General features: G+C 62.3%; 19 protein-coding genes and 1 tRNA gene. 15 read left to right on the forward strand and 5 right to left on the reverse strand.

Translation table 11 applies throughout. From position 1 onward, the window contains the following. The first annotated feature begins 2 nt into the window (after nt 1-2). From pal to P0D84_RS17260, 6 genes are all read left to right on the forward strand, one after another. A complete protein-coding gene (gene pal / locus P0D84_RS17235; RefSeq protein WP_408338263.1) occupies nt 3-512 on the forward strand; it encodes a peptidoglycan-associated lipoprotein Pal in 510 nt (169 codons plus the stop codon). 19 nt (nt 513-531) lie between these two features. After that, nucleotides 532-1,281, forward strand: coding sequence for a tol-pal system protein YbgF (gene ybgF, locus P0D84_RS17240; protein WP_408338265.1), 750 nt, complete (start codon nt 532-534; stop codon nt 1,279-1,281). A gap of 208 nt (nt 1,282-1,489) precedes the next feature. After that, nucleotides 1,490-1,565: transfer RNA gene (locus P0D84_RS17245), tRNA-Lys, on the forward strand. Nucleotides 1,566-1,796: 231 nt separating this feature from the next. Continuing rightward, complete coding sequence (locus P0D84_RS17250) at nt 1,797-2,456, forward strand: hypothetical protein (RefSeq protein ID WP_408338267.1); 660 nt, start codon at nt 1,797-1,799, stop codon at nt 2,454-2,456. 266 nt (nt 2,457-2,722) lie between these two features. After that, on the forward strand, nt 2,723-3,187 hold the full coding sequence (locus P0D84_RS17255) for a hypothetical protein (RefSeq protein WP_408338269.1): 465 nt from the start codon (nt 2,723-2,725) through the stop codon (nt 3,185-3,187). Between the two features lie 192 nt (nt 3,188-3,379). After that, a complete protein-coding gene (locus P0D84_RS17260; RefSeq protein WP_408338271.1) occupies nt 3,380-4,192 on the forward strand; it encodes a mechanosensitive ion channel family protein in 813 nt (270 codons plus the stop codon). A 167-nt stretch (nt 4,193-4,359) separates the two neighbouring features. Here P0D84_RS17260 and P0D84_RS17265 read toward each other — a convergent pair whose 3' ends face one another. Beyond that, the gene (locus P0D84_RS17265) at nt 4,360-5,031 is read right to left on the reverse strand and encodes a DedA family protein (protein WP_408338273.1); all 672 of its coding nucleotides are present in this window, start codon (nt 5,029-5,031) and stop codon (nt 4,360-4,362) included. 339 nt (nt 5,032-5,370) lie between these two features. Between P0D84_RS17265 and mutL the strand changes: the two genes are divergently transcribed. Continuing rightward, the gene (gene mutL, locus P0D84_RS17270) at nt 5,371-7,455 is read left to right on the forward strand and encodes a DNA mismatch repair endonuclease MutL (RefSeq protein WP_408338275.1); all 2,085 of its coding nucleotides are present in this window, start codon (nt 5,371-5,373) and stop codon (nt 7,453-7,455) included. A 43-nt stretch (nt 7,456-7,498) separates the two neighbouring features. Next, nucleotides 7,499-8,452: a tRNA (adenosine(37)-N6)-dimethylallyltransferase MiaA gene (gene miaA, locus P0D84_RS17275; protein ID WP_408338277.1), complete on the forward strand. Its 954-nt coding sequence runs from the start codon at nt 7,499-7,501 to the stop codon at nt 8,450-8,452. Nucleotides 8,453-8,536: 84 nt separating this feature from the next. Here the strand turns inward: miaA and purM are convergent, their stop codons facing one another. Beyond that, nucleotides 8,537-9,604 (reverse strand): phosphoribosylformylglycinamidine cyclo-ligase, encoded by a 1,068-nt coding sequence (gene purM, locus P0D84_RS17280; RefSeq protein ID WP_408338279.1) that lies wholly within the window; start codon nt 9,602-9,604, stop codon nt 8,537-8,539. A 109-nt stretch (nt 9,605-9,713) separates the two neighbouring features. Between purM and P0D84_RS17285 the strand changes: the two genes are divergently transcribed. The 7 genes from P0D84_RS17285 (at nt 9,714) to panB (ending at nt 16,034) form a co-directional block, all read left to right on the forward strand. Then, complete coding sequence (locus tag P0D84_RS17285; RefSeq protein ID WP_408338281.1) at nt 9,714-10,790, forward strand: AI-2E family transporter; 1,077 nt, start codon at nt 9,714-9,716, stop codon at nt 10,788-10,790. 74 nt (nt 10,791-10,864) lie between these two features. Next, nucleotides 10,865-11,635 carry a DnaA regulatory inactivator Hda gene (hda, locus tag P0D84_RS17290; protein ID WP_408338283.1) on the forward strand — a complete coding sequence of 257 codons (771 nt, stop codon included), beginning with the start codon at nt 10,865-10,867 and terminating at the stop codon, nt 11,633-11,635. A 6-nt stretch (nt 11,636-11,641) separates the two neighbouring features. After that, on the forward strand, nt 11,642-12,328 hold the full coding sequence (locus P0D84_RS17295) for a histidinol-phosphatase (RefSeq protein WP_408338285.1): 687 nt from the start codon (nt 11,642-11,644) through the stop codon (nt 12,326-12,328). Further along, nucleotides 12,325-13,908, forward strand: a complete 1,584-nt coding sequence (gene pcnB / locus P0D84_RS17300) for a polynucleotide adenylyltransferase PcnB (protein ID WP_408338287.1) — start codon at nt 12,325-12,327, stop codon at nt 13,906-13,908. Before P0D84_RS17295 ends, pcnB begins: the two co-directional genes overlap by 4 nt. Before the next feature lie 48 nt (nt 13,909-13,956). Then, entirely contained in the window at nt 13,957-14,505 is a 549-nt protein-coding gene (folK, locus tag P0D84_RS17305; protein ID WP_408338289.1) for a 2-amino-4-hydroxy-6-hydroxymethyldihydropteridine diphosphokinase, read from the forward strand. Continuing rightward, on the forward strand, nt 14,502-15,182 hold the full coding sequence (locus tag P0D84_RS17310) for a deoxynucleoside kinase (RefSeq protein ID WP_408338291.1): 681 nt from the start codon (nt 14,502-14,504) through the stop codon (nt 15,180-15,182). Before folK ends, P0D84_RS17310 begins: the two co-directional genes overlap by 4 nt. Before the next feature lie 36 nt (nt 15,183-15,218). Next, a complete protein-coding gene (gene panB / locus P0D84_RS17315) occupies nt 15,219-16,034 on the forward strand; it encodes a 3-methyl-2-oxobutanoate hydroxymethyltransferase (protein ID WP_408338293.1) in 816 nt (271 codons plus the stop codon). A gap of 159 nt (nt 16,035-16,193) precedes the next feature. Here the strand turns inward: panB and P0D84_RS17320 are convergent, their stop codons facing one another. From P0D84_RS17320 to dnaK, 3 genes are all read right to left on the reverse strand, one after another. After that, on the reverse strand, nt 16,194-18,263 hold the full coding sequence (locus tag P0D84_RS17320) for a chorismate-binding protein (RefSeq protein WP_408338295.1): 2,070 nt from the start codon (nt 18,261-18,263) through the stop codon (nt 16,194-16,196). A gap of 24 nt (nt 18,264-18,287) precedes the next feature. Beyond that, entirely contained in the window at nt 18,288-19,430 is a 1,143-nt protein-coding gene (gene dnaJ / locus P0D84_RS17325; protein ID WP_408338297.1) for a molecular chaperone DnaJ, read from the reverse strand. 269 nt (nt 19,431-19,699) lie between these two features. Next, nucleotides 19,700-21,658, reverse strand: a complete 1,959-nt coding sequence (dnaK, locus tag P0D84_RS17330) for a molecular chaperone DnaK (protein ID WP_408338299.1) — start codon at nt 21,656-21,658, stop codon at nt 19,700-19,702.

Here is a 21,658-nt window from a genome sequence, read left to right on the forward strand (position 1 = left end):
AAATGATTTCAAAACTTCGTTTCGCATTTGCCGTATTGATGGTCGGTTTGCTGGCCGCGTGTCACTCGGGCGTCAAGCTCGACGAAAACGCTAACAAGGGCGGCGCTGTTTCAACGCAACCGAACCCGACCGATGTCGCTCAGGTCAACGTCGATCCGCTGAACGATCCGAATAGCCCGCTCGCCAAGCGCAGCATCTACTTCGACTTCGACAGCTACTCGGTCAAGGACGACTACCAATCGCTGCTGCAACAACACTCGCAATACCTGAAGAGCCATCCGCAACGTCACGTCCTGATCCAGGGCAACACCGACGAACGCGGCACCAGCGAGTACAACCTGGCACTCGGCCAGAAGCGTGCTGAAGCTGTGCGCCGTTCGCTGTCGCTGATGGGCGTGACGGACTCGCAAATGGAAGCCGTGAGCCTCGGCAAGGAAAAGCCGCAAGCTACCGGTCATGACGAATCGTCGTGGGCACAAAACCGCCGCGCCGACCTCGTATACCAACAGTAAGTAACGGGTGATGAGCCGAATGACGCATCGTTTCTCCTGGCTGCGGTTTGCCGCAGCGGCCTGCGTCGCAGGCACGGCCTTCGCGGCTGTGCCTGCGCACGCAGGGATCTTCGACGACGATCAGGCCCGTCAGGCCATTCTCGATCTGCGTTCGAAGACCGATAGCCTTTCGAGCCAACTGTCGGCTGCACAGCGCACGATCCTCGATCAGTCCAACCGCCTCGACCAGCTGAATCAGCAGGTCGCGACGTTGCGTGGGCAGAACGAAGATATGGGCAACCAGCTCACCACGCTGCAAAAGCAGCAGAAGGACTACTACACAGATCTGGACACGCGGCTGAAGAAATTCGAGCCGCAGCAACAGACCGTGGACGGCGTCCAGGGCGAGGTGCAGCCGGGTGAAACCGATTCGTTCAATGCGGCTTCACAGCAGTTCCGTAACGGCGACTTCAAGAATGCGGCGGCGTCGTTCCGCACCTTCATCTCCAAGTTCCCGAACAGCCCCTACCAGCCGACCGCGCAGTACTGGCTCGGCAATGCGCTGTATGCGCTGCGTGATTACAAGGGCTCGACGGCGATCTGGCAAGGTGTGGTGAAGAACTACCCGCAGCATCCGCGTGCACCGGAAGCGCTGCTTGCGATTGCGAACAATCAGCTCGAGCAAGGTCAGAAGGCTGCGGCCAAGAAGACGCTGGAGCAGATCGTCGCGCAATACAGCGGCTCGGACGTCGCGCAGTCGGCTCAGAGCAAGCTGTCGCAGATCAAGTAGTCGTACAAGCTTTAGCAGTTGGCATCACGCGCAGTGGCCACGCAGTTCACATCGCGGTTCGCAAATTAACCAGCCACGCGCGCCTCTCGCTGGAAAGCCCTGGGTAGCGATACCTCGGGCTTTTCACTATCTGAAGTAGGGATAGTTTGGCTTACCACCATGGGTTGACAGCCCATGGCTGCTATCGCTATAATCTCGCTTCTCTTTTGGGTCGTTAGCTCAGCTGGTAGAGCAGCGGACTTTTAATCCGTTGGTCACAGGTTCGAATCCCGTACGGCCTACCAAAAGATTCAAGGGCTTGCACGCGTCAGCGTCGCAAGCCCTTTTCTTTTTCTGGCCCGCGCGCCACCCTCTTCGCTCGATCCCCCAAATAGTTCGACACCCCACAGACCGCCCCCGTCTTGCGCACGCATGATCGCGTCACGGCGCGATAAGAAGCGCCGCAAAAAAGACCACAAGACAGGGCTGCCAAGGGACGCACGATCCCGCGGCCCAACCCGCCCAGGGGGCCGCCCATGAACACTGCAAAAGTAATCTGGGTAGTAGGTTTGGCGATCTCGATCGAAACGGCGCACGCTCAGGAAGTATTCCTGGAGGGCGGAACGCTTGGTGTCGGCATTGGCGCGGCACTGAACGTCACTTCCTGGTTCGGCGTGCACGCGGACTTCAACGCGATCAATCTCTCGCATGACTTTACGGTGGGCGGAAATCGTTATGCCGACGACTTGCGGCTTCGCCAGGGAGGCATCTACGGCGATCTGTTCCCGTGGTCGAACAGCGGCTTTCGCGTCACCGCCGGCCTTCGCTTCACGGACGACGAAGTGAGCGGCAATTCCGTTCCCACGAACGGCACCTACATATTCAAAGGCCAGAGAACGCCGGCCTTTCCGGGCGAGTATGCGACCGCCACCGTCAAGTACCCGACCGTCATGCCTTATCTGGGGGTGGGCTATGGCTTGCGACCCGCGGCCAAGGGATTCGGTCTGGTGGTCGATCTCGGCGTCGCGTATGGCGTGCCGAGATCGTCCTATACATTGTCACCGGCCCTGGCTCAGGCCGCGGGTCCTGCCATGAGCCAGGAGATTGCCTCGACGGGCTTGCAACAACTGAGGGACAAAGCCTCGCCCTATCGATGGTATCCGACGCTGCAAATTGGTCTTTCGTACCACTTCTGATCAGCGGGCAAAGTCCCGGCAAACGCTGGCGCACGAGCGACTCGCGCAGCATAGTTTCGACGGCACCGGTACCGCTCCGGACGTGCGACATCGACGGAATCCGATCGATATCGCCTCGATCTTGTGCATCGGCGCGAAAGTTTCTCACAGCGCCAATCATCATGCCCCACACAACCATGCAGGAGCTCTTACATCACGTCTCTTCAATACGAAACCGATGCAACGGACTCCGAACATTGATATTTATTGAGACGTAAAGACGTGCAATGATCGCCGCCGATTCTGCGCATCACGCTGCAATGCTGCGTGAGCAGACGCTTTGCCAACGCCGCAAATCTCTGCGCTTTCATTCCGTCAACATGACTAATTTTCTGTTCGACCTCGTCGCGAACCTTGCCTTGCTGGCTATCGTGCTGTTCGCGTGTCATCTGTGCAACCGGCTCGTACCCGGCGCCGCGCTCAATGGTGCGCACATCTTCATCGCGCTGGCTTGGACCGCCTTGCTGCTCGATGCCGCGCTGACCTTTCTCGTGTTCGCCGACGCGCAGAACCGCTACGGCAAGTTCAGCAACTCGAGCGCATTCTTCGAACGCGCCAGCACGTATGTGCTGGCCGCCATTGCCGCATTGGCGTGGCGGTACGCCACACGTCGCATGCGCACCGCCAAAGCTAACATGAACACACTGGTCATTCGCACGTCGCCGTATTCCGAATCACATCTGCCGATGTAACCGCACGCGGCTCATTTTCCCCGCCACGCATTGCGCATCATCGCCAGGAACGGACCTTGCGTATGGGCGCCCCGTCGCCTATAACTTCCGAAGACCGAGAGTTACCGTTTGCGCCCGCCACCGGGCATTTGCCGCTGTATTGCACTACCGCCGTTCAATCAGTCGAAGGCAACTTAACCAACGAGGAACATCTTGGATCTCGAAACCGTACGCGTGTTCATCATGACCCGAGGCATCGACCTCGGCACCAAGGTACTCGGCGCGATCGTGTTGTGGGTCGTTGGCCGCTGGGTCATCGGCCTGATAACCGGCTTGCTTCGCAAACTGCTGTCGAAAAACGGCCGCGTCGATCCAACCCTCGCGCATTACCTCGGTTCGATTCTCGGCGCGTTGCTGAATCTGCTGCTGATCCTCGCGATCCTGCAGGTGTTCGGCGTCCAGACTACCTCGTTCGCCGCATTGCTCGCCGGTCTCGGTCTCGCGATCGGCACTGCGTGGGGCGGCTTGCTCGCCCACTTCGCGGCTGGCATCTTCATGCAGGTGCTGCGGCCGTTCAAGGTGGGCGATTTTGTCACTGCCGGCGGCGTGACCGGCACGGTCTCCGAGTTGGGACTGTTCGGCACGACCATCGTGACGCCGGACAACGTGACGACCATCGTCGGCAACAACAAGATCTTTTCCGACACAATCTCGAACTACAGCGTACTGCCGGTACGGCGTGTCGAGTTGACAGCGAAGATCGCCAACGGCGTCGACCCTACGGATGCAATGAACCGGCTGAAGGCGGCCGTCACGCAGATTCCGAACGTGGCCGAAAGCCCCGCGCCGGATATCGAGGTGCTGAGCTTCACGCCGGAGGGACCGTTGTTATGCGTGCGGCCCTATACGAACAATGAGCATTATTGGCAAGTCTACTTCGACACCAATCGCGCGATCGTTCAGACCTTCAAGGAAGCCGGCTATCCGACGCCGGAAACGCCGCTTGCGCCGCGCGTGGTGACGTGAACGCGACCAAGGTTAGGTACACGAATGATCGAGGTCGCAGCTCGCCGGGTTGACAAATTTGCTCACAACTTCCGCGATCCGGCTCGGCTGAATCAGGACCCGAAATGAAAACGGCGTCGCGAGATTCGCGACGCCGTTTGTTCGTGTGCTCCATGCAACGTGAAGCGTCAGCGGGTGCCCGCCTTGGTCGAGTTCTTACGCGTCATCTTCCATAACGCACCTAACACAACCGGTACCACGGCCGCGCCGATACCCACCAGCACGATCACATTCAGATACTGCCGGATGAACGGAATGTTGCCGAAGAAGTAACCGAGCAACACCAGCAGCAACACCCACAACAGCGCACCGAGAATGTTGAAGAGCTGGAATCGACTCACCGTCATCTCCGATGCACCGGCAACGAACGGCGCGAAGGTACGCACCACCGGAATGAAACGCGCCAGCACGATGGTCTTGCCGCCATGCTTTTCATAGAAGTTATGAGTCTTCTGCAGCGCGGCGCGGTCGAGGAAGCGCTCAAGGAAAGGGATATGCGAATTGAACACCCGTGGCCCAATGGCCCGCCCGATCATGTAGTTGACCGTATTACCGGCGACCGCCGCAACGAGCAACAGCACGATCAGGAGGCCGAGATTCATTTCACCGCTCGCGCAAAAAGCGCCGCCGATGAACAGCAGGGAATCGCCCGGGAGAAACGGCAGCACGACCAGCCCGGTTTCGCAGAACACGATCAGAAACAGGACCGCGTAGACCCAGGTGCCGTACACGTGAATGAAGTCACCCAGGAACTTGTCGATGTGCAAGACAAGGTTGACGAAGTGTAGCAACGTGTCCAAAAAGCGTCCTTTATTGAGCGAATGCGAGCGTGGCGGGAGTGGCCGCGTCAGCAGCCTTGCAGGCGGCGGGCGGCGAGCACGTGCTCGCCGCCGCAAATTGACCGCGTCATGATACCGAAAGTGCCCGGCTGCGATTAAAAATCTGCCGGGTATCGACACTTCGAGGCTGTGCGGCGGTTCTGCGGTCCGCACCGAACGCATGCCGCGCAGGTCGATCACATCGCCAACTGGGCGCCATGTCGGCGGTTCCGGTTCAGCGGCTGCCGGCCGCAAGACCGCGCCGACCGATAGCGTCGACCCACATCGAGCCGGCTCGCGCCGAATCGCTATAATTTCGCCATGTCAGAATTCTCCGAAACACCAGCCGGCACCACCGACGCGGCCGCGGTTTCCGCCGCCGCGCCCGTCCCACGCCCGTTGCGGGCGATCCAGCCCCTTCCCGATCAGCTGATCAGCCAGATTGCCGCCGGCGAAGTGGTCGAGCGGCCGGCCTCAGTGGTCAAGGAATTGCTGGAGAATGCGCTCGACGCCGGCGCGCAGACGCTGCGTATTCTGCTCGACGAAGGCGGTGTCAAACGCATTTCGATCACCGACGACGGTTCCGGCATCCCCGAGAACGAACTCGCGCTCGCACTGATGCGTCACGCGACCAGCAAGATTCGCTCGCTTGCCGAACTGGAAGCGGTCGCGACGCTGGGGTTTCGCGGTGAGGCGCTGGCGTCGATTGCGTCGGTCGCGCAGATGAGCATCACGAGCCGCACCGCCGAGGCGCCGCACGCCGTGCGCGTCGACGCGCAAACCGGTGTGCTGAGCCCCGCCGCCGGCACCCAGGGCACCACAATCGAAGTCCGCGAGCTGTACTTCAACACGCCCGCGCGCCGCAAATTCCTGAAAAGCGAGCAGACCGAACTCGGTCACTGCCTCGAACAGATTCGCCGCGCTGCGCTGGCGCGGCCGGATGTGGCGATTTCGGTGCTGCATAACGGCAAGGCGGTCGAACACTGGAACGCCAGCGAGCCGCCCGCGCGGGTCGCGAAGATTCTTGGCGAAACCTTCGCGACGGCGCATTTGCCGCTCGACGAATCCGCCCGACCGCTCGCCGTCTACGGTTGCGCCGGTCTGCCGACCGCGAGCCGCGGGCGCGCCGATCAACAGTATTTCTTCGTCAATGGCCGGTTCGTGCGCGACAAGCTGCTCACGCACGCGGTGCGCGCCGCTTACGAAGACGTGCTGCACGGCGATCGCTATCCGTCCTACGTGCTGTTTCTCGATCTGCCGCCAGAAGCGGTCGACGTGAACGTGCACCCGTCGAAAATCGAAGTGCGGTTTCGCGATTCACGTTCGATTCACCAGTTCGTGTTTCACGCCGTGCAGCGCGCGTTGGCGCGGCACGCGGGCGCGTCGCCAGAAACGACCGCTGGTGGGCATGCAGCGCATCTGCATGCATCGGCAGGTGGGCCGGCCTCGTTCGGCGCTACGCCGCTGGGCGGTGCGGGCGGTGCGGGCGGTGCGGGCGGTGTAGGCGGTACGGGCGGCAGCTTCGGCACGGGCTCGAATGCAGCCGCGGGTGCTAGCGGCCCCGGTGGCGGGATCGGTGGCGCATTTGGATCCTCGCAGCAGCCCGGCAATACGTGGATGCGCCAGGCGCGCATGACACAAGGCACGCTGCCGGTGGCCCAACCGCTGGCGTTCTACGACGCCCTTTTCGGCCGCAAAGACACCAACGCAGGGACAGCAGAAGGCGCGACGCTCTTCGAAGCGCGCGACTCGGCCGCCGAGGCACCCGCGCCATACAACACGTCCACACCCTACACATCGCCCGCTTTCAATGCGGTCGACGAGCAGCCGCTCGGCTTCGCCCTCGGCCAGATTCACGGCATCTATGTGCTCGCGCAGAACGCGCATGGACTCGTGATTGTCGATATGCATGCCGCGCACGAGCGCATCCTGTACGAGCAGTTCAAGAACGCACTGGCCGATCGCACGATTGCCGTGCAGCCGCTCTTGATCCCGCAGACCATGCAGGCCGATCCGGTCGAAATCGGCACGGTCGAAGAAGAGCGCGACACGCTGGATGCACTCGGTTTCGACCTCGCCGTGCTGTCGCCCACCACGCTCGCGATCCGCGCCGTGCCTGCGTTGCTGAAAGACTCCGATCTGCAGGCGCTGGCCCGCGCGGTTCTCTCCGATCTGCATGCGTTCGGCGGTTCACGCGTGTTGACCGAGCGTCAGCACGAACTGCTAGGCACGCTCGCGTGCCATCACGCGGTGCGCGCGAACCGGCGTCTCACGCTCGATGAGATGAACGCGCTGCTGCGCCAGATGGAGGCGACCGAGCGCGCCGACCAGTGCAACCACGGCCGTCCGACGTGGTACCAGTTGACGCTGTCCGATCTCGATCGGCTGTTCATGCGTGGGCAATGACGGTGCGCCTGCTTACGCTGGTCCGGTGCGCCCCGTTTTGCCTATGACCTCGCACACGCACACTCCCACGCCGATCCCTTGCCTGCTGGGCCCGACCGCATCCGGCAAGACCGCTGCCGCGCTGGCGCTGGCGGCACGGCGGCCAGTCGAAATCATCAGCGTCGATTCTGCGCTGGTATATCGCGAGATGAATATCGGCACGGCCAAGCCGACGCCTGAAGAGCGCGCGGTGGCGCCGCATCATCTGATCGATATCGTCGATCCGGCGGATGTGTATTCGGCGGCGGAATTTCGTAGCGACGCGTTACGCCTGATCGGTGAGATCAGCACGCGCGGGCGGCTGCCGTTATTGGTCGGCGGGACGATGCTGTACTACAAGGCCCTCACGCAAGGACTGAACGACCTGCCCGCCGCCAATGCCGACGTGCGTGCAGCGCTCGATGCCGACGCCGCACGCGACGGCTGGCCGGCGCTGCATGCGCGGCTTGCCGCTGTCGATCCTGTTACGGCCGCGCGCCTCGCGCCGAACGATTCGCAGCGGATTCAGCGGGCGCTCGAGGTTTTCATGCTGAGCGGGCAAGCGATGTCCGCTTTGCTGGCCGCGCCCGCTCGCGTCGATCGTGCGGCGCAAGCCTGGCGCTTCGTGCCGATCGCGCTTGAGCCATCCGAGCGGAGCGTGCTGCATGCACGCATCGAAAAGCGCTTCGATGCCATGCTGGCTGAAGGCTTCATCGACGAAGTGGTGAAATTGCGAGAACGCGGGGATTTATTGCCCGAGATGCCATCCATGCGCTGCGTGGGATACCGGCAGGCCTGGGAATATCTCGACGGAGCGGTCGACTATTCGACGATGCGGGACAAGGGGGTCTTTGCCACCCGGCAATTGTGCAAGCGGCAGCTCACGTGGCTGCGCGGCATGACAGAGCGGGTTGTGGTGGATTGCTGCGATCCCGGCGCGACCGCGCAGGTTGTCGGCTTAATTGAAGATTTGATTTGAGGTGTTCGCCCGCGCGGCGCTTTCTTTCTGTACACCGCGCAGGCAAACCAGCCGATCTTCAAGCTGGTTGTTCAAGCTGGCTGTTTAAACCACGACCGTCTGAGCTTCACCGGCCGCGCTTTCGCGAATCACGCCGATCTTCCAGACCTGCTCGCCGGCAGCCGACAACAGCCCGATCGCCGCATCGGCATCAGCGGCAGACACAACCACCGCCATCCCGATTCCGCAATTGAACACACGGTGCATTTCCGCATCCGCCACGCCGCCGTGCTTCTGCAACCACGCGAACAGCGGCGGCATCGGCCAGCCGCGATGATCGAGTTCAGCCGTCAGACCTTCACGCAAAACGCGCGGAATATTTTCGACGAGGCCGCCGCCCGTGATGTGCGCCATACCCTTTACAGCGATCTGCTGCATCAAGGCCAGCAAGGGCTTCACATAAATATGCGTAGGCGCCATCAAGGCATCAGCCAGCGAACGGCCATCGAAGTCCGCATTCAGATCAGGTTGCGCGCGCTCGATAATCTTGCGCACCAGCGAAAACCCATTCGAATGGATGCCGCTGGAAGCCAAACCCAGCACCACGTCACCCGGGGCGATCGTGCTGCCGTCGATAATCTTGCTCTTTTCCACCGCGCCGACCGCAAAGCCGGCGAGATCGTATTCACCGTCCGGATACATGCCCGGCATTTCAGCCGTCTCGCCGCCGATCAGCGCGCAACCCGCCAGTTCGCAACCCTGCGCGATCCCCTTCACGACCGTTGCCGCGGTACCGACGTCCAGCTTGCCGCAAGCGAAGTAATCGAGGAAAAACAGCGGCTCGGCGCCCTGCACCAGAATGTCGTTGACGCTCATCGCGACCAGATCCTGGCCGACCGTGTCATGCTTGTTCAGTTGAAACGCGAGGCGCAGCTTGGTGCCGACACCGTCCGTGCCCGAAACCAGCACCGGTTCCTTGTATTTCTTCGGCACTTCAAACAGCGCGCCAAACCCGCCGATGCCACCCAGCACGCCGTCGCGCATCGTCTTTTTGGCAAAGGGCTTGATCGCGTCGACAAGGGCGTCGCCCGCGTCGATGTCCACGCCGGCGTCGCGATACGACAACCCTTGGGCCGAATCAGTTGAATTCGGGGCGGATTTCGGTTGATTCATGGGGAAGAGCTCGAAGGTCGGTAAAATGCGATTTTACCCGATGCTGGCCGGCTGGCTGGAATTTGAATCGTCCTGATCATCCTGTCGCGACGACACCAGGGAAACAACTTTGCAACAAACCCCCTCGATCCTGACACCCGTGCAGCGCCGCGCCTTCATCTGGCTGGCAATCGCGCTGGGCATCGGCATTCTGCTGTGGCTCCTGAGTCCGGTGCTGACACCGTTCCTGCTGGGCGCCATTCTCGCGTACATTCTGCAACCGGGCGTCGCATGGATGGTGCGCCGGCGAGTGCCGCGCGCACTCGCCGCCTTGCTGATGATGCTGCTGTTCTCGCTGCTGATAACGCTGCTCGTGCTGCTGGTGCTGGCCGTGATCCAGAAAGAGGGGCCGCAACTCAGGCAGCAGGTGCCGGTGTTTTTCACACATGTCAACACGTGGCTGCACCCCAAGCTCGCCGTGCTGGGACTTGCCGATTCGCTCGATTTCGCCAGCATCCGCGATCTCGTGATGGGGCAGCTGGAAGGCAGCGCGCAGACCGTCGCTGCGTATGCATGGGCCTACATCCGCACCAGCGGCAACGTGATGATGACGGTGGTCGGCAACGCCGTGCTGGTGCCGCTCGTGCTGTTTTATCTGCTGTACGACTGGAACCGCATGCTCGCCCGCGTGCAGAGCGTGGTGCCGCGCCGCTGGCTCGACAAGACGCTGCAGCTCGCGCGCGACATGGACCAGATGCTGTCGCAATACCTGCGCGGCCAGTTGCTCGTGATGGGGGTGCTGGCGCTCTACTATGCGATTGCGCTGACCGTCGCCGGGTTTGAAATCGCGCTGCCGGTGGGTATTTTCACGGGCCTCGCTGTGTTCATTCCGTACATTGGCTTTGCCACCGGTCTCGCGCTGGCGCTGCTCGCGGCACTGCTGCAGTTCGGCGACTGGTACGGCTTCGGCGCGGTCGCGCTGATTTACGGCGCCGGCCAGATCGTGGAGAGCTTTTATCTCACGCCGCGCCTCGTCGGCGAACGCATCGGACTGCACCCCCTCGCGGTCATCTTCGCGTTGCTCGCGTTCGGTCAGCTGTTCGGCTTTTTCGGTGTGTTGCTGGCGCTGCCGGTCAGCGCGATTCTCTCGGTGGCGATGCGCGAGTTGCGCCAAAGCTATCTGGCGAGCACGCTTTACAACAATTGACCGCTCATCGAATTTTTACGGCCCGAGGTCCGGGCCATCTGCGGCCCAAGCTTCATTTTCGGCATTAACCTACTGTGCTTCGTCAACTGACGCTCGATCTCGGCACCCCGCCGCCATCGACATTCGACAATTTCTTCGCCGGCGCCAACGCCGAGCTGGTCACGCGGCTGCGCGAGCTCGACAACGCGCTCGCGGCCGGGCCAGTGCCCGATCGCACCTTCTACATCTGGGGCGAGGCGGGCAGCGGCCGCACCCATCTGCTGCAGGCGCTGGTTCACGAAGCGGCGCCGGGTCATGCACGCTTTGCCGGTCCGCAGAGCAGCCTCGCCGCCTTCTCGTTCGACCCGCGCGTCGCGCTGTATGCGATCGACGATTGCGACAGCCTCTCCGCGGCGCAGCAAATCGCCGTGTTCAACCTGTTCAACGAAGTGCGCGCGCATCCCACCAGCGCGCTCGTCGCCGCAGGCAACGCGGCGCCGATCGGCATGACGGTGCGCGAAGATCTGCGCACGCGCCTCGGCTGGGGCCTCGTGTTTCACCTCGCGCCGCTGCCGGACGAAGGCAAGGCCGCGGTGCTGAAACACGCGGCGCGCGAGCGCGGCATCATGCTCGCCGACGACGTCCCCGCTTACCTGCTCACGCATTTTCGCCGCGATATGCCGAGCCTGATGGGCTTGCTCGACGCGCTCGACCGCTTCTCGCTCGAACAGAAACGCGCGGTCACGCTGCCGCTTCTGCGCATCATGCTGAACTCGCCCGACGCCGAGGAACGGCGCACGGCGCCCACCGCCTCAACGTCGCCCGCCGCATCATCCGCGTCCCCGCCGCCGCTTCAAGTAAAATAGGCCCCCATGGCTAACCTCGCACTCTTCGATCTCGACCACACGCTCATTCCCACCGACAGCGACCACGAATGGGGCCGCTTCATGGTGAAACAAGGCATGGTCGACGCTGACAATTTCGCCCGTGAAAACGACCGCTTTTTCGCCGACTACAAGGCCGGCAAGCTGGACATTCACGCTTATCTGATCGCCATGCTCACGCCGCTCGCAAAATATTCGCGCGCGCAGCTTGCCGACCTTCACGCGCAGTACATGCATGAAGTCATCACACCGGCGATCTTTCCGGTCGCGCTGGAACTGGTCAGAGAGCACCGCGAAGCCGGCGACCTCTGCTGCGTGGTCACCGCCACCAACGAATTCATCACCCGCCCGATCGCCCAGGCGTTCGGCGTCGATGCGCTGATCGCCTGCGAAGCGGAAACCGTCGACGGCCAGCCGCATTCGCCGTACACCGGCCGCCCCACCGGCACGCCGAGCTACAAGGAAGGCAAGATCGTCCGTACCGAGGCATGGCTGGCTTCGCTCGGCAAGAGCTGGACCGATTTCGAGCACAGCTATTTCTATAGCGATTCGCACAACGACATCCCGCTGCTCGAAAAGGTCACCGATCCGATCGCGACCAATCCCGACGACACATTGCGCGCCCATGCGCAGGCCAAAGGCTGGCGCATCCTCGAACTCTTTCAACCCTCGTGATCAAAAAACTTATCCGCAAGCTATTCGGCCAGGACTCGGCGCCCGCTGACGACATCCCGCCCGCCGAGGCCGAAGCAGACGTAGCCGACGAGGCGTCGGCACGCAACGCGTCCAGCGCCGGCAAGGCGCGCCGCAAACCGGCACGCCCGGCCGCCAAAGCCGTGCGGGACCCCGACGTGCCGGTCATCATTCCGCATGACGTGCATGGCATCGATCAGTCGCTGATCTCGCGCAACGCGATTCGCGTCACCGAAGGCCTGCAGGAAGCGGGGCATCGCGCGTTCATCGTCGGCGGCGCGGTGCGCGATCTCCTGCTCGGCATCAAGCCGAAAGACTTCGACGTCGCGACCGACGCCACGCCCGAGCAGGTGCAGAAGCTGTTTCGCCGCGCGCGCATCATCGGCCGCCGGTTTCAGATCGTGCATGTGCAGTTCGGCCAGGAAATCATCGAAACCTCGACCTTCCGCGCGCTGGTCGATCCGCCCGCCGCCGACGCAGCGCCGCCGCGCCGTCTGAAGCGCGACGAACTCGATCGCCGCACCCACGCGGTGGACGCCAGCGGCCGCGTGCTGCGCGACAACGTCTGGGGCGAGCAGCACGAAGACGCCACGCGGCGCGACTTCACGATCAACGCGATGTACTACGACCCGGCCACGCAAACCGTGCTGGACTATCACAACGGCATGGCCGACATGCGCGCCCGTCTGTTGCGCATGATCGGCGACCCGGCCACGCGTTATCGCGAGGATCCGGTGCGCATGCTGCGCGTGGTGCGTTTTGCCGCCAAGCTCGACTTCGAGATCGAAGACACGACCCGCGCGCCGATCGCCAAAATGGCCGATCTGATCAACAACGTGCCGGCCGCGCGTCTGTTCGACGAGATGCTCAAGCTGATGCTGTCCGGCCACGCGCTCGCCTGTTTGAAACGTCTGCGTCAGGAAGGCCTGCATCACGGTCTGTTGCCGCTGCTCGACGTGGTGCTGGAACAGCCGATCGGCGAGAAATTCATCACGCTCGCGCTGACCAACACGGACGCCCGCGTGCGCGCCGGCAAGCCGGTTTCGCCGGGCTTCCTGTTCGCCACGCTACTGTGGCACGACGTCCAGACGCGCTGGCAACAATTTGAGGCGAACGGCGAATATCCGGTGCCGGCCCTGCATCGCGCGATGGACGAAGTCCTCGACATGCAAACCGAGAAACTCGCGATCCACAAGCGCTTTTCGTCGGATATGCGCGAGATCTGGGGCCTGCAACTGCGCCTCGAGAAACGCTCGGGAAGAAGTGCGCTGAAGCTGCTGGAACACCAAAGATTTAGAGCGGGGTATGATTTCCTCCTGTTGCGCTGCGAATCGGGCGAACTCGATGAGTCGGTGGGTGCGTGGTGGACGGAATTCATCGAAGGAGACATCGCGGCGCGTGAGACATTGCTTACGCAAGGCGGGAAGGACCGAAGCCCCAGGAAACGACGGCGGCGCAGCAGTGGCGCCAGAAACCGCAAACCCGGCGACGGAATGGAGGGCGGCACGCCAGCCGAACGCACAGCCAACGACGTGGGCCATGACGGCTCGCACGAAGACTGACGCGGCGTTCGCTGAAGTCGTCGAACGATAGTCGTAGGAAGTTATGCCATGACGGTTGCTTATCTCGGCCTCGGCGCGAATCTCGGGGACGCGCGCCAGACCCTGAAAGACGCGGTGGTGTGCCTGGCACAACAGCACACCATCAACGTGCTCGCCAAGTCGAGCCTGTATCGCACCGCCCCGATCGACGCAGGCGGCGATGATTATTTCAACTGCGTCGTGAAGGTCGATACGACGCTCCCCGTGCGGCATCTGCTCGCGCTGTGCCACAAGATCGAGCATCAGTTCGGTCGTGAACGGCCGTTTCGCAACGCCCCGCGCACGCTCGATCTGGACATCCTGCTGTTCGGCGATCAATCGATCGACGAAGCCGATCTGATCGTGCCGCATCCCCGTTTGATCGAGCGTGCCTTTGCACTCGTGCCGCTCGTCGAGATCGACCCAGCGCTGATCATCCCGCAACACGGTCGTGCCGAGGCGCTGCTCGACCGCGTAAGCGATCAACGCATCGAAAAGGTGAAGGGGCCCTGCCAGTGCCCCATGCTCAATGCATTGACTGCCGGCGCTCCTACTGGGGCCAGGGGTCGCTGCGAATGAATTCGCCGCCGCTTACCGTCACCGCGCCGCAACTACGGCCGCCCTTCGGCTATCTCGCGATCGAAGGGCCGATCGGCGTCGGCAAGACCTCACTCGCGCGGCGGCTCGCCCAACGCTGGTCGATGCAGGAACTGTTCGAGCGGCCCCAGGACAATCCCTTTCTCGAACGCTTTTATCGCGACACCGCGCGTTATGCTCTGCCCACACAATTGCACTTCGCCTTGCAGCGCGCGCAGCAGGCCCAGGAAGTGGTCGCAGTGCATGTGGCGGGCACACCGCTGATCGCCGATTTCATGACGCAGAAGAACGACATCTTCGCGCGTCTGACGCTGCAGGAAGACGAGTGGCAGTTATACCGCGCCCTCGCCGCGCGACTTGACGTGAGCGCGCCCGCGCCGGATTTCGTCGTCTACCTGCAAGCCAGTCCTGAAGTGTTGTTTGCGCGCATCCAGAAGCGGGCCGTGCCCATGGAACTGCAGATTTCCGATGCGTATCTGCACGCGCTCTGCGACGCCTACAATCAGTTTTTCTATCACTACGACCGCGCGCCCGTGCTGACGGTCAACGCTGAACATCTGAATCCGCTCGACTCGGACGCGGACCTTGCGCTACTCGCCGAACGCATCGAAACCATGCGCGGCCGCAAGGAATTCTTTGTCAAAGGCACGTCGCTCTAAGCGGCGCGTCCCCTCTCTTTTCCAACGGATTTCCTCATGACCTATTTGCAGGAAGCGAGCCGGAACGCCATCACCGTGCCGAAACTGCAGGCGATGCGCGACGCCGGCGAAAAGATCGCCATGCTGACCTGTTACGACGCGAGCTTCGCCGCGCTGCTGGATCGCGCGGGTGTCGACGTGTTGCTGATCGGCGACTCGCTCGGCAACGTGCTGCAAGGCCAGACGACCACGCTGCCGGTGTCGCTCACGGACATTGCGTATCACACGGCGAGTGTCGCGCGGGCGCGGCCCTCGGCGCTGGTAGTGGCCGACCTGCCGTTCGGCACGTACGGCACGCCGGAGGACGCCTTCAGGAGTTCGGTGGAGCTCATGCGTGCCGGCGCGCAGATGGTGAAGCTCGAGGGCGGTGTGTGGCTCGCCGACACGGTGCGCTTTCTGGTCGAGCGGTCGATTCCGGTGTGCGCGCACGTCGGTCTGACGCCGCAATCGGTGCATGCGTTCGGCGGCTTCAAGGTGCAGGGCAAGACCGATGCCGGCGCAAGCCAGGTATTGCGCGACTCGCTCGCCGTGCAGAACGCAGGCGCCCAACTGATCGTGCTCGAAGCGATTCCAACGCTGCTCGGGACGGAAGTGACGAAGCAATTGCGGATTCCGACAATCGGTATCGGCGCGGGCCTCGACTGCTCGGGCCAGGTGCTGGTGCTGCACGATATGCTGGGAATTTTCCCCGGCAAGCGGCCGCGCTTCGTGAAGGATTTCATGCAAGGGCAGCCGAACATTCAGGCTGCGGTTGAAGCGTATGTACGAGCGGTGAAGGACGGCTCGTTCCCTGGGCCAGAGCATACGTTCTGACATTCTGAACACACGATCTGATAGCCAACAGCATGACATGCGGGATTCCACATGGCATGCAGGCCTGACCGGATGGATTGCCCGCTTACTGCACGTTCGACATCGTTGAGCCGCCGCAGGGCACGCGCCGCGCAACGGCCACAGCGCGTACGTTCGACCTCAATCCATCACCCGTGCCCGCACCGCGCCGCGTAGTGCATTGCACACCAGGAGCGCTTCGGCCTTCTGCACATCGGCTCGCGTCAGCACGCGCTCGGCAGCGTGAAAATCGGTGTCGTCGAGCAGTACACCCCGCATGACCCCGGGCAGCACGCCCGACGCCAGCGGCGGCGTCCACCATCGGCCGTCGAGCTTCACAAACACATTCGACCGACCGCCCTCGGTCAACTCCCCGCGCTCGTTAAAGAACAGCGTGTCGAAAGCACCCTTCGCTTCCGCTTCGCGCCAGCCGCGATCGTATTCGGCGCGGCGCGTGGTTTTGTGCCGCATCAGTGGATCATTGGCATCCGTCGCGGAAAAACCGTGGTCCGGTCCGAGCAGGACACCGACAGCTGAGTCAACCAGCGGCGTCAGCACTGCAGCGGTTATTTGCGCCGTGCCGTTTTTGCTCAACGCGAGGCGCATACGGTGCGGGCTTGGTGCTGGCAACGCCGCACATTTCTCTGCGATTTGCGCGCGAATTTCAGTTTCGCCGTCGAGTTTGAAACCGAGCGTCGCGGCGCTGGCTGAGAGTCGTGCGAGATGGCGCGATAGATGCCGCACGCCCTCGTCCCGCGTCGCATACATCGTTTCGAAGAGCTCGAAACCCGGCTCGGCGCCGGTTAGAAAGCTGGCCTTCAATTGGCACTCCGCATATTCGTCAGCGGCGACGCTGTCAAGCACGATGCCCGCGCCGACGCCCATCTTGCCTTGCCGTTCGCCGCCTGGCTGCGCGGCTGGGCTCAAGGTCAATGTGCGGATCGCGACGGACAGGCAGAAGTCGCCGCAGGTGGCGTGGCTTGCTGCGGCTGTGGTTGTGGTTGTGGTTGGGGCTGTTGGGACTGTTGGGACTGTGGTTGGGACTGTGGTTGGGGTTGGGGCTGGGGCTGGGGCTGGGGCTGGGGCTGGGGCTGGGGCTGGGGCTGGGGTGATGCCGGCACCAACAGCAGTGTTGCCACTGGAGGCGGCGGCGACTTCCGCAACAACCGCGGGCGCATCGAGCCAGCCGATTGCGCCGGTGTAAAGACCCCGCGGCGTGCTTTCGAGCTCGTCGATCAATTGCATTGTGCGATGCTTAGGCGCACCGGTGATCGAGCCGCACGGAAACAGCGCGCGCATGATCTCAGCGAAAGACGTGCCGGCGCGCAGCGTCGAATGCACCGTCGACGTCATCTGCCACACCGACGCATACGGCTCGACCGAAAACAGCGCCGGCACATTGACCGAGCCCGTCTGCGCCACGCGCGACAAATCATTGCGCAACAGGTCGACGATCATCACGTTCTCGGCGCGATTCTTCGGGTCGTTTGCAAGGAACTCAGCGGCATGACGATCGGCCACGGGATCGGCTGATCGCGGCGCCGTGCCTTTCATCGGCCGGGCGCGCAACGTGGCGCCCTCTTTCTGAATGAACAATTCGGGCGAGCACGACAGCACCCATTCGTCGTCCGGCAGCGCGATCAGCGCACCGTACGGCACCGGCTGACGCGCCCGCAGGCGTCGATAAAGCGCGGGCGGCGAACCGAATACATCGAAACCCAGCCGATACGTGAAGTTGACCTGATAGGAATCGCCCGCGCGCAGGGCGGCATGGATCGCCTCGATCGCTTCGTTGAATTGCTTTGGATCGACGCTCTCGCGCACGTTCGCCGTGCCCGCCACCGACGCCTCGGGCGCGCCGCCGTCGCGTTCCACGAGCCACGCATCCACCTCGTCGCGCGACAGTTTCTCGCAACGGTCAAACAATAAAAAACGCAGCGTGGCATCGCCACGCTGCGTTTCTTTCAATACCCGGTGAGGAAGGCCGCTGTCGAGAAGTCTCCGGCCAAACTCGTAGTCGGCGAGCACGACGGCATGCAAACCCCGCAGCGTGTCCGCGGACACGGTCTCGCACACGGCTTCGAGTTGCGCAGCGTGCGCGCAAACCCGTTCCTGCACAAAGCCCTTGTACAGACGACTCGAACGGCGCGCCGCCGTCGCGCCGCAATCGTCGAGCAACGCGAACACTGCGTCGCGTTCATCTGCCGTCATGCTTACCGCCAAATCAAACCGCTGTTAATCGAAGAAGCTCTTCACCCGATCGAACCAGCTCTTGCTCTGCGGGCTATGCCGCGCGCCACCCTCGACCAGCGCCTTTTCGAATTGCTTGAGCAGATCGCGCTGCGGCTCGGTGAGCTTGACCGGCGTTTCGACTTGCACGTGCACATACAGATCGCCGGCGATGCTCGAACGCAGCCCCTTGATGCCCTTGCCACGCAGACGGAACGTCTTGCCCGACTGCGTGCCTTCCGGCACCGTGAAGCTCGCGCGGCCCGCGAGGGTCGGCACTTCGATTTCGCCGCCAAGTGCTGCCGTGGTGAACGGAATCGGCATCTGGCAATGCAGGTCGTCGCCGTCGCGTTCGAACACCGAGTGCTGCTTGATATGAATCTCGACGTACAGATCGCCCGACGGACCGCCATTGATACCCGGTTCACCGTTGCCGGCCGAGCGGATGCGCATGCCGTCGTCGATACCGGCCGGGATCTTCACTTCCAGCGTCTTGGTTTCCTTCACCTTGCCCGCGCCGTGGCAGTGGCCGCACGGTTCAGGAATATAGGTGCCGGTGCCGTGGCACTTCGGGCAGGTTTGCTGGATGCTAAAGAAACCCTGCGACATCCGCACCTGACCCGAACCGCTACAGGTCGGGCATGTTTCCGGCTTGGTGCCGGGCTTCGCGCCCGAACCGTGACAGATTTCGCACGACACCCAGCTCGGCACGCGAATTTGCGTGTCGTAGCCGTGTGCAGCCTGTTCCAGCGTGATTTCCATGCTGTAGCGCAGATCGGCGCCGCGATACACCTGCGGGCCTGCACGGCCGCCACCGCCGCGTGCCGCACCGCCGGCCGCCTGGCCGAAGATGTCGCCGAAAATATCGCCGAACGCATCGGCAAATCCGCCGAAGCCTTGCGCACCGGCTCCGCCCATGTTCGGATCGACGCCCGCGTGGCCGTACTGATCATACGCGGTGCGCTTTTGCGAGTCCGACAGCATTTCATAGGCTTCCTTCACCTCTTTGAAATGCTCTTCCGCATCCTTGTTGCCCGGATTGCGGTCGGGGTGATGCTTCATCGCAAGCTTGCGATAAGCCTTCTTGATTTCGTCGTCGCTCGCGTTCTTTGCGACGCCCAGGCACTCGTAGTAATCCCGTTTCGCCATATCGGTTCAACGCCACTCGCGCAATGGGGCGCGGTGGCTCCTCTTGAATGCTGGAGTCTTGCGACTCGTCCGGCCGCTGTTTTCCGCCGCTTTCACGCGACTCAAAACAACGCCCTCCATAAAACAAATGTGCCCGGAGAGCCCAAACAGGCTCACCAGGCGCGATAACCGCTTTGCAGGCTCATGCGCCCGGACGGGAGCAAAACCGTTTTGCAGCCAAGCCGCACACATTGCTGTGCGCGGCTTTACGGTCAAATTGCGACCTGGCTTTAGTCTTTCTTCACTTCCTTGAAATCGGCGTCGACCACGTCGTCCTGCTGCTGGCTCGCGCCACCGGCCGAAGCACCTGCACCTGCACCTGCCGCGCCTGCTGCCGCAGCTTCGGCACCTTGCGCAGCCTGCATGTCGGCGTACATCTTTTCGCCCATCTTCTGCGAAGCCGTGGCCACCACTTCGATCTTGGCTTCGATCGCGGCCTTGTCGCTCGAACCGCTCTTCAGCGTTTCTTCCAGGTCCTTCAGCGCGGTTTCGATCGCTTCCTTCTCAGCCGCTTCCAGCTTGTCGCCGTATTCGGTGAGCGCCTTCTTCGTGCTGTGGACCAGCGCGTCGCCCTGGTTGCGGGCATCGGCCAGTTCACGCAGCTTGTGATCTTCTTCCGCGTTCGCTTCGGCGTCCTTCACCATCTTTTCGATTTCGGCTTCGGACAGACCCGAGTTCGCCTTGATCGTGATGCGGTTTTCCTTGCCGGTCGCCTTGTCTTTCGCGCCGACGTGCAGAATGCCGTTCGCGTCGATGTCGAAGCTCACTTCGATCTGCGGCGTGCCGCGCGGTGCCGGCGGAATGCCTTCGAGGTTGAACTCGCCCAGCAGCTTGTTGCCCGCTGCCATTTCGCGTTCGCCCTGGAACACCTTGATCGTCACGGCGCCCTGATTGTCGTCAGCCGTCGAGTAGACCTGTGCGTGCTTGGTCGGGATCGTGGTGTTCTTGTTGATCATCTTCGTCATCACGCCGCCGAGCGTTTCGATGCCGAGCGACAGCGGGGTCACGTCGAGCAGCAGAACGTCCTTGCGGTCACCCGACAGAACCTGGCCTTGAATCGCGGCGCCAACAGCCACGGCTTCGTCCGGGTTCACGTCACGGCGCGGTTCCTTGCCGAAGAATTCCTTAACCTTGTCCTGCACCTTCGGCATACGGGTCATACCGCCGACCAGAATCACGTCGTCGATTTCGCCGACCTTCACGCCTGCGTCCTTGATCGCCGTGCGGCACGGTTCGATAGTGCGTTCGATCAGCTCTTCAACCAGCGCTTCCAGCTTGGCGCGCGTGATTTTCAGGTTCAAGTGCTTCGGACCCGACGCGTCGGCCGTGATGTACGGCAGGTTGATTTCGGTTTGCTGGCTCGACGACAACTCGATCTTGGCCTTTTCAGCCGATTCTTTCAGGCGTTGCAGCGCGAGCACGTCTTTCGACAGATCGACGCCTTGTTCCTTCTTGAACTCGCCGATGATGTAATCGATGATGCGTTGGTCGAAGTCTTCACCGCCGAGGAACGTGTCGCCGTTCGTGGACAGCACTTCAAACTGCATTTCACCGTCGACATCCGCGATTTCGATGATCGACACGTCGAACGTACCGCCGCCCAGGTCGTACACCGCGATCTTGCGGTCGCCCTTTTCGGCCTTGTCCAGACCGAATGCCAGCGCGGCTGCAGTCGGTTCGTTGATGATGCGCTTCACTTCCAGACCGGCGATGCGGCCTGCGTCTTTGGTAGCCTGACGCTGGCTGTCGTTGAAGTACGCGGGAACCGTAATCACAGCTTCCGTGACCGGCTCGCCAAGGTAGTCTTCAGCGGTCTTCTTCATCTTGCGCAGCGTTTCCGCGGAAATTTGCGGCGGCGCAAGCTTCTGATCGCGCACTTCGATCCATGCGTCGCCGTTATCGGCTTTCATGATCTTGTACGGCATCAGGGCGATGTCTTTCTGCACTTCTTTTTCTTCGAAGCGGCGGCCGATCAGACGCTTGACCGCGTACAACGTGTTCTTCGGGTTCGTAACCGACTGACGCTTCGCAGGCGCGCCGACGAGAATCTCGCCGTCTTCCATGTAAGCGATGATCGACGGCGTAGTACGCGCGCCTTCCGAGTTCTCGATCACCTTGACCGAATTGCCTTCCATGATCGCCACGCACGAGTTGGTCGTGCCGAGGTCGATGCCGATGATTTTGCCCAT

This window comes from Paraburkholderia sp. RL17-337-BIB-A (assembly GCF_046025895.1).
GTDB classification, from domain to species: Bacteria; Pseudomonadota; Gammaproteobacteria; order Burkholderiales; family Burkholderiaceae; genus Paraburkholderia; species Paraburkholderia fungorum_C.

Coding starts and splice junctions, on each gene's coding strand:
- pal (WP_408338263.1), top strand. CDS start 3: ATGATTTCAAAACTTCGTTTCGCATTTGCCGTATTGATGGTCGGTTTG.
- ybgF (WP_408338265.1), top strand. CDS start 532: ATGACGCATCGTTTCTCCTGGCTGCGGTTTGCCGCAGCGGCCTGCGTC.
- P0D84_RS17250 (WP_408338267.1), top strand. CDS start 1,797: ATGAACACTGCAAAAGTAATCTGGGTAGTAGGTTTGGCGATCTCGATC.
- P0D84_RS17255 (WP_408338269.1), top strand. CDS start 2,723: ATGATCGCCGCCGATTCTGCGCATCACGCTGCAATGCTGCGTGAGCAG.
- mutL (WP_408338275.1), top strand. CDS start 5,371: ATGTCAGAATTCTCCGAAACACCAGCCGGCACCACCGACGCGGCCGCG.
- miaA (WP_408338277.1), top strand. CDS start 7,499: ATGACCTCGCACACGCACACTCCCACGCCGATCCCTTGCCTGCTGGGC.
- purM (WP_408338279.1), bottom strand. CDS start 9,604: ATGAATCAACCGAAATCCGCCCCGAATTCAACTGATTCGGCCCAAGGG.
- P0D84_RS17295 (WP_408338285.1), top strand. CDS start 11,642: ATGGCTAACCTCGCACTCTTCGATCTCGACCACACGCTCATTCCCACC.
- folK (WP_408338289.1), top strand. CDS start 13,957: ATGACGGTTGCTTATCTCGGCCTCGGCGCGAATCTCGGGGACGCGCGC.
- P0D84_RS17310 (WP_408338291.1), top strand. CDS start 14,502: ATGAATTCGCCGCCGCTTACCGTCACCGCGCCGCAACTACGGCCGCCC.
- panB (WP_408338293.1), top strand. CDS start 15,219: ATGACCTATTTGCAGGAAGCGAGCCGGAACGCCATCACCGTGCCGAAA.
- P0D84_RS17320 (WP_408338295.1), bottom strand. CDS start 18,263: ATGACGGCAGATGAACGCGACGCAGTGTTCGCGTTGCTCGACGATTGC.
- dnaJ (WP_408338297.1), bottom strand. CDS start 19,430: ATGGCGAAACGGGATTACTACGAGTGCCTGGGCGTCGCAAAGAACGCG.
- dnaK (WP_408338299.1), bottom strand. CDS start 21,658: ATGGGCAAAATCATCGGCATCGACCTCGGCACGACCAACTCGTGCGTG.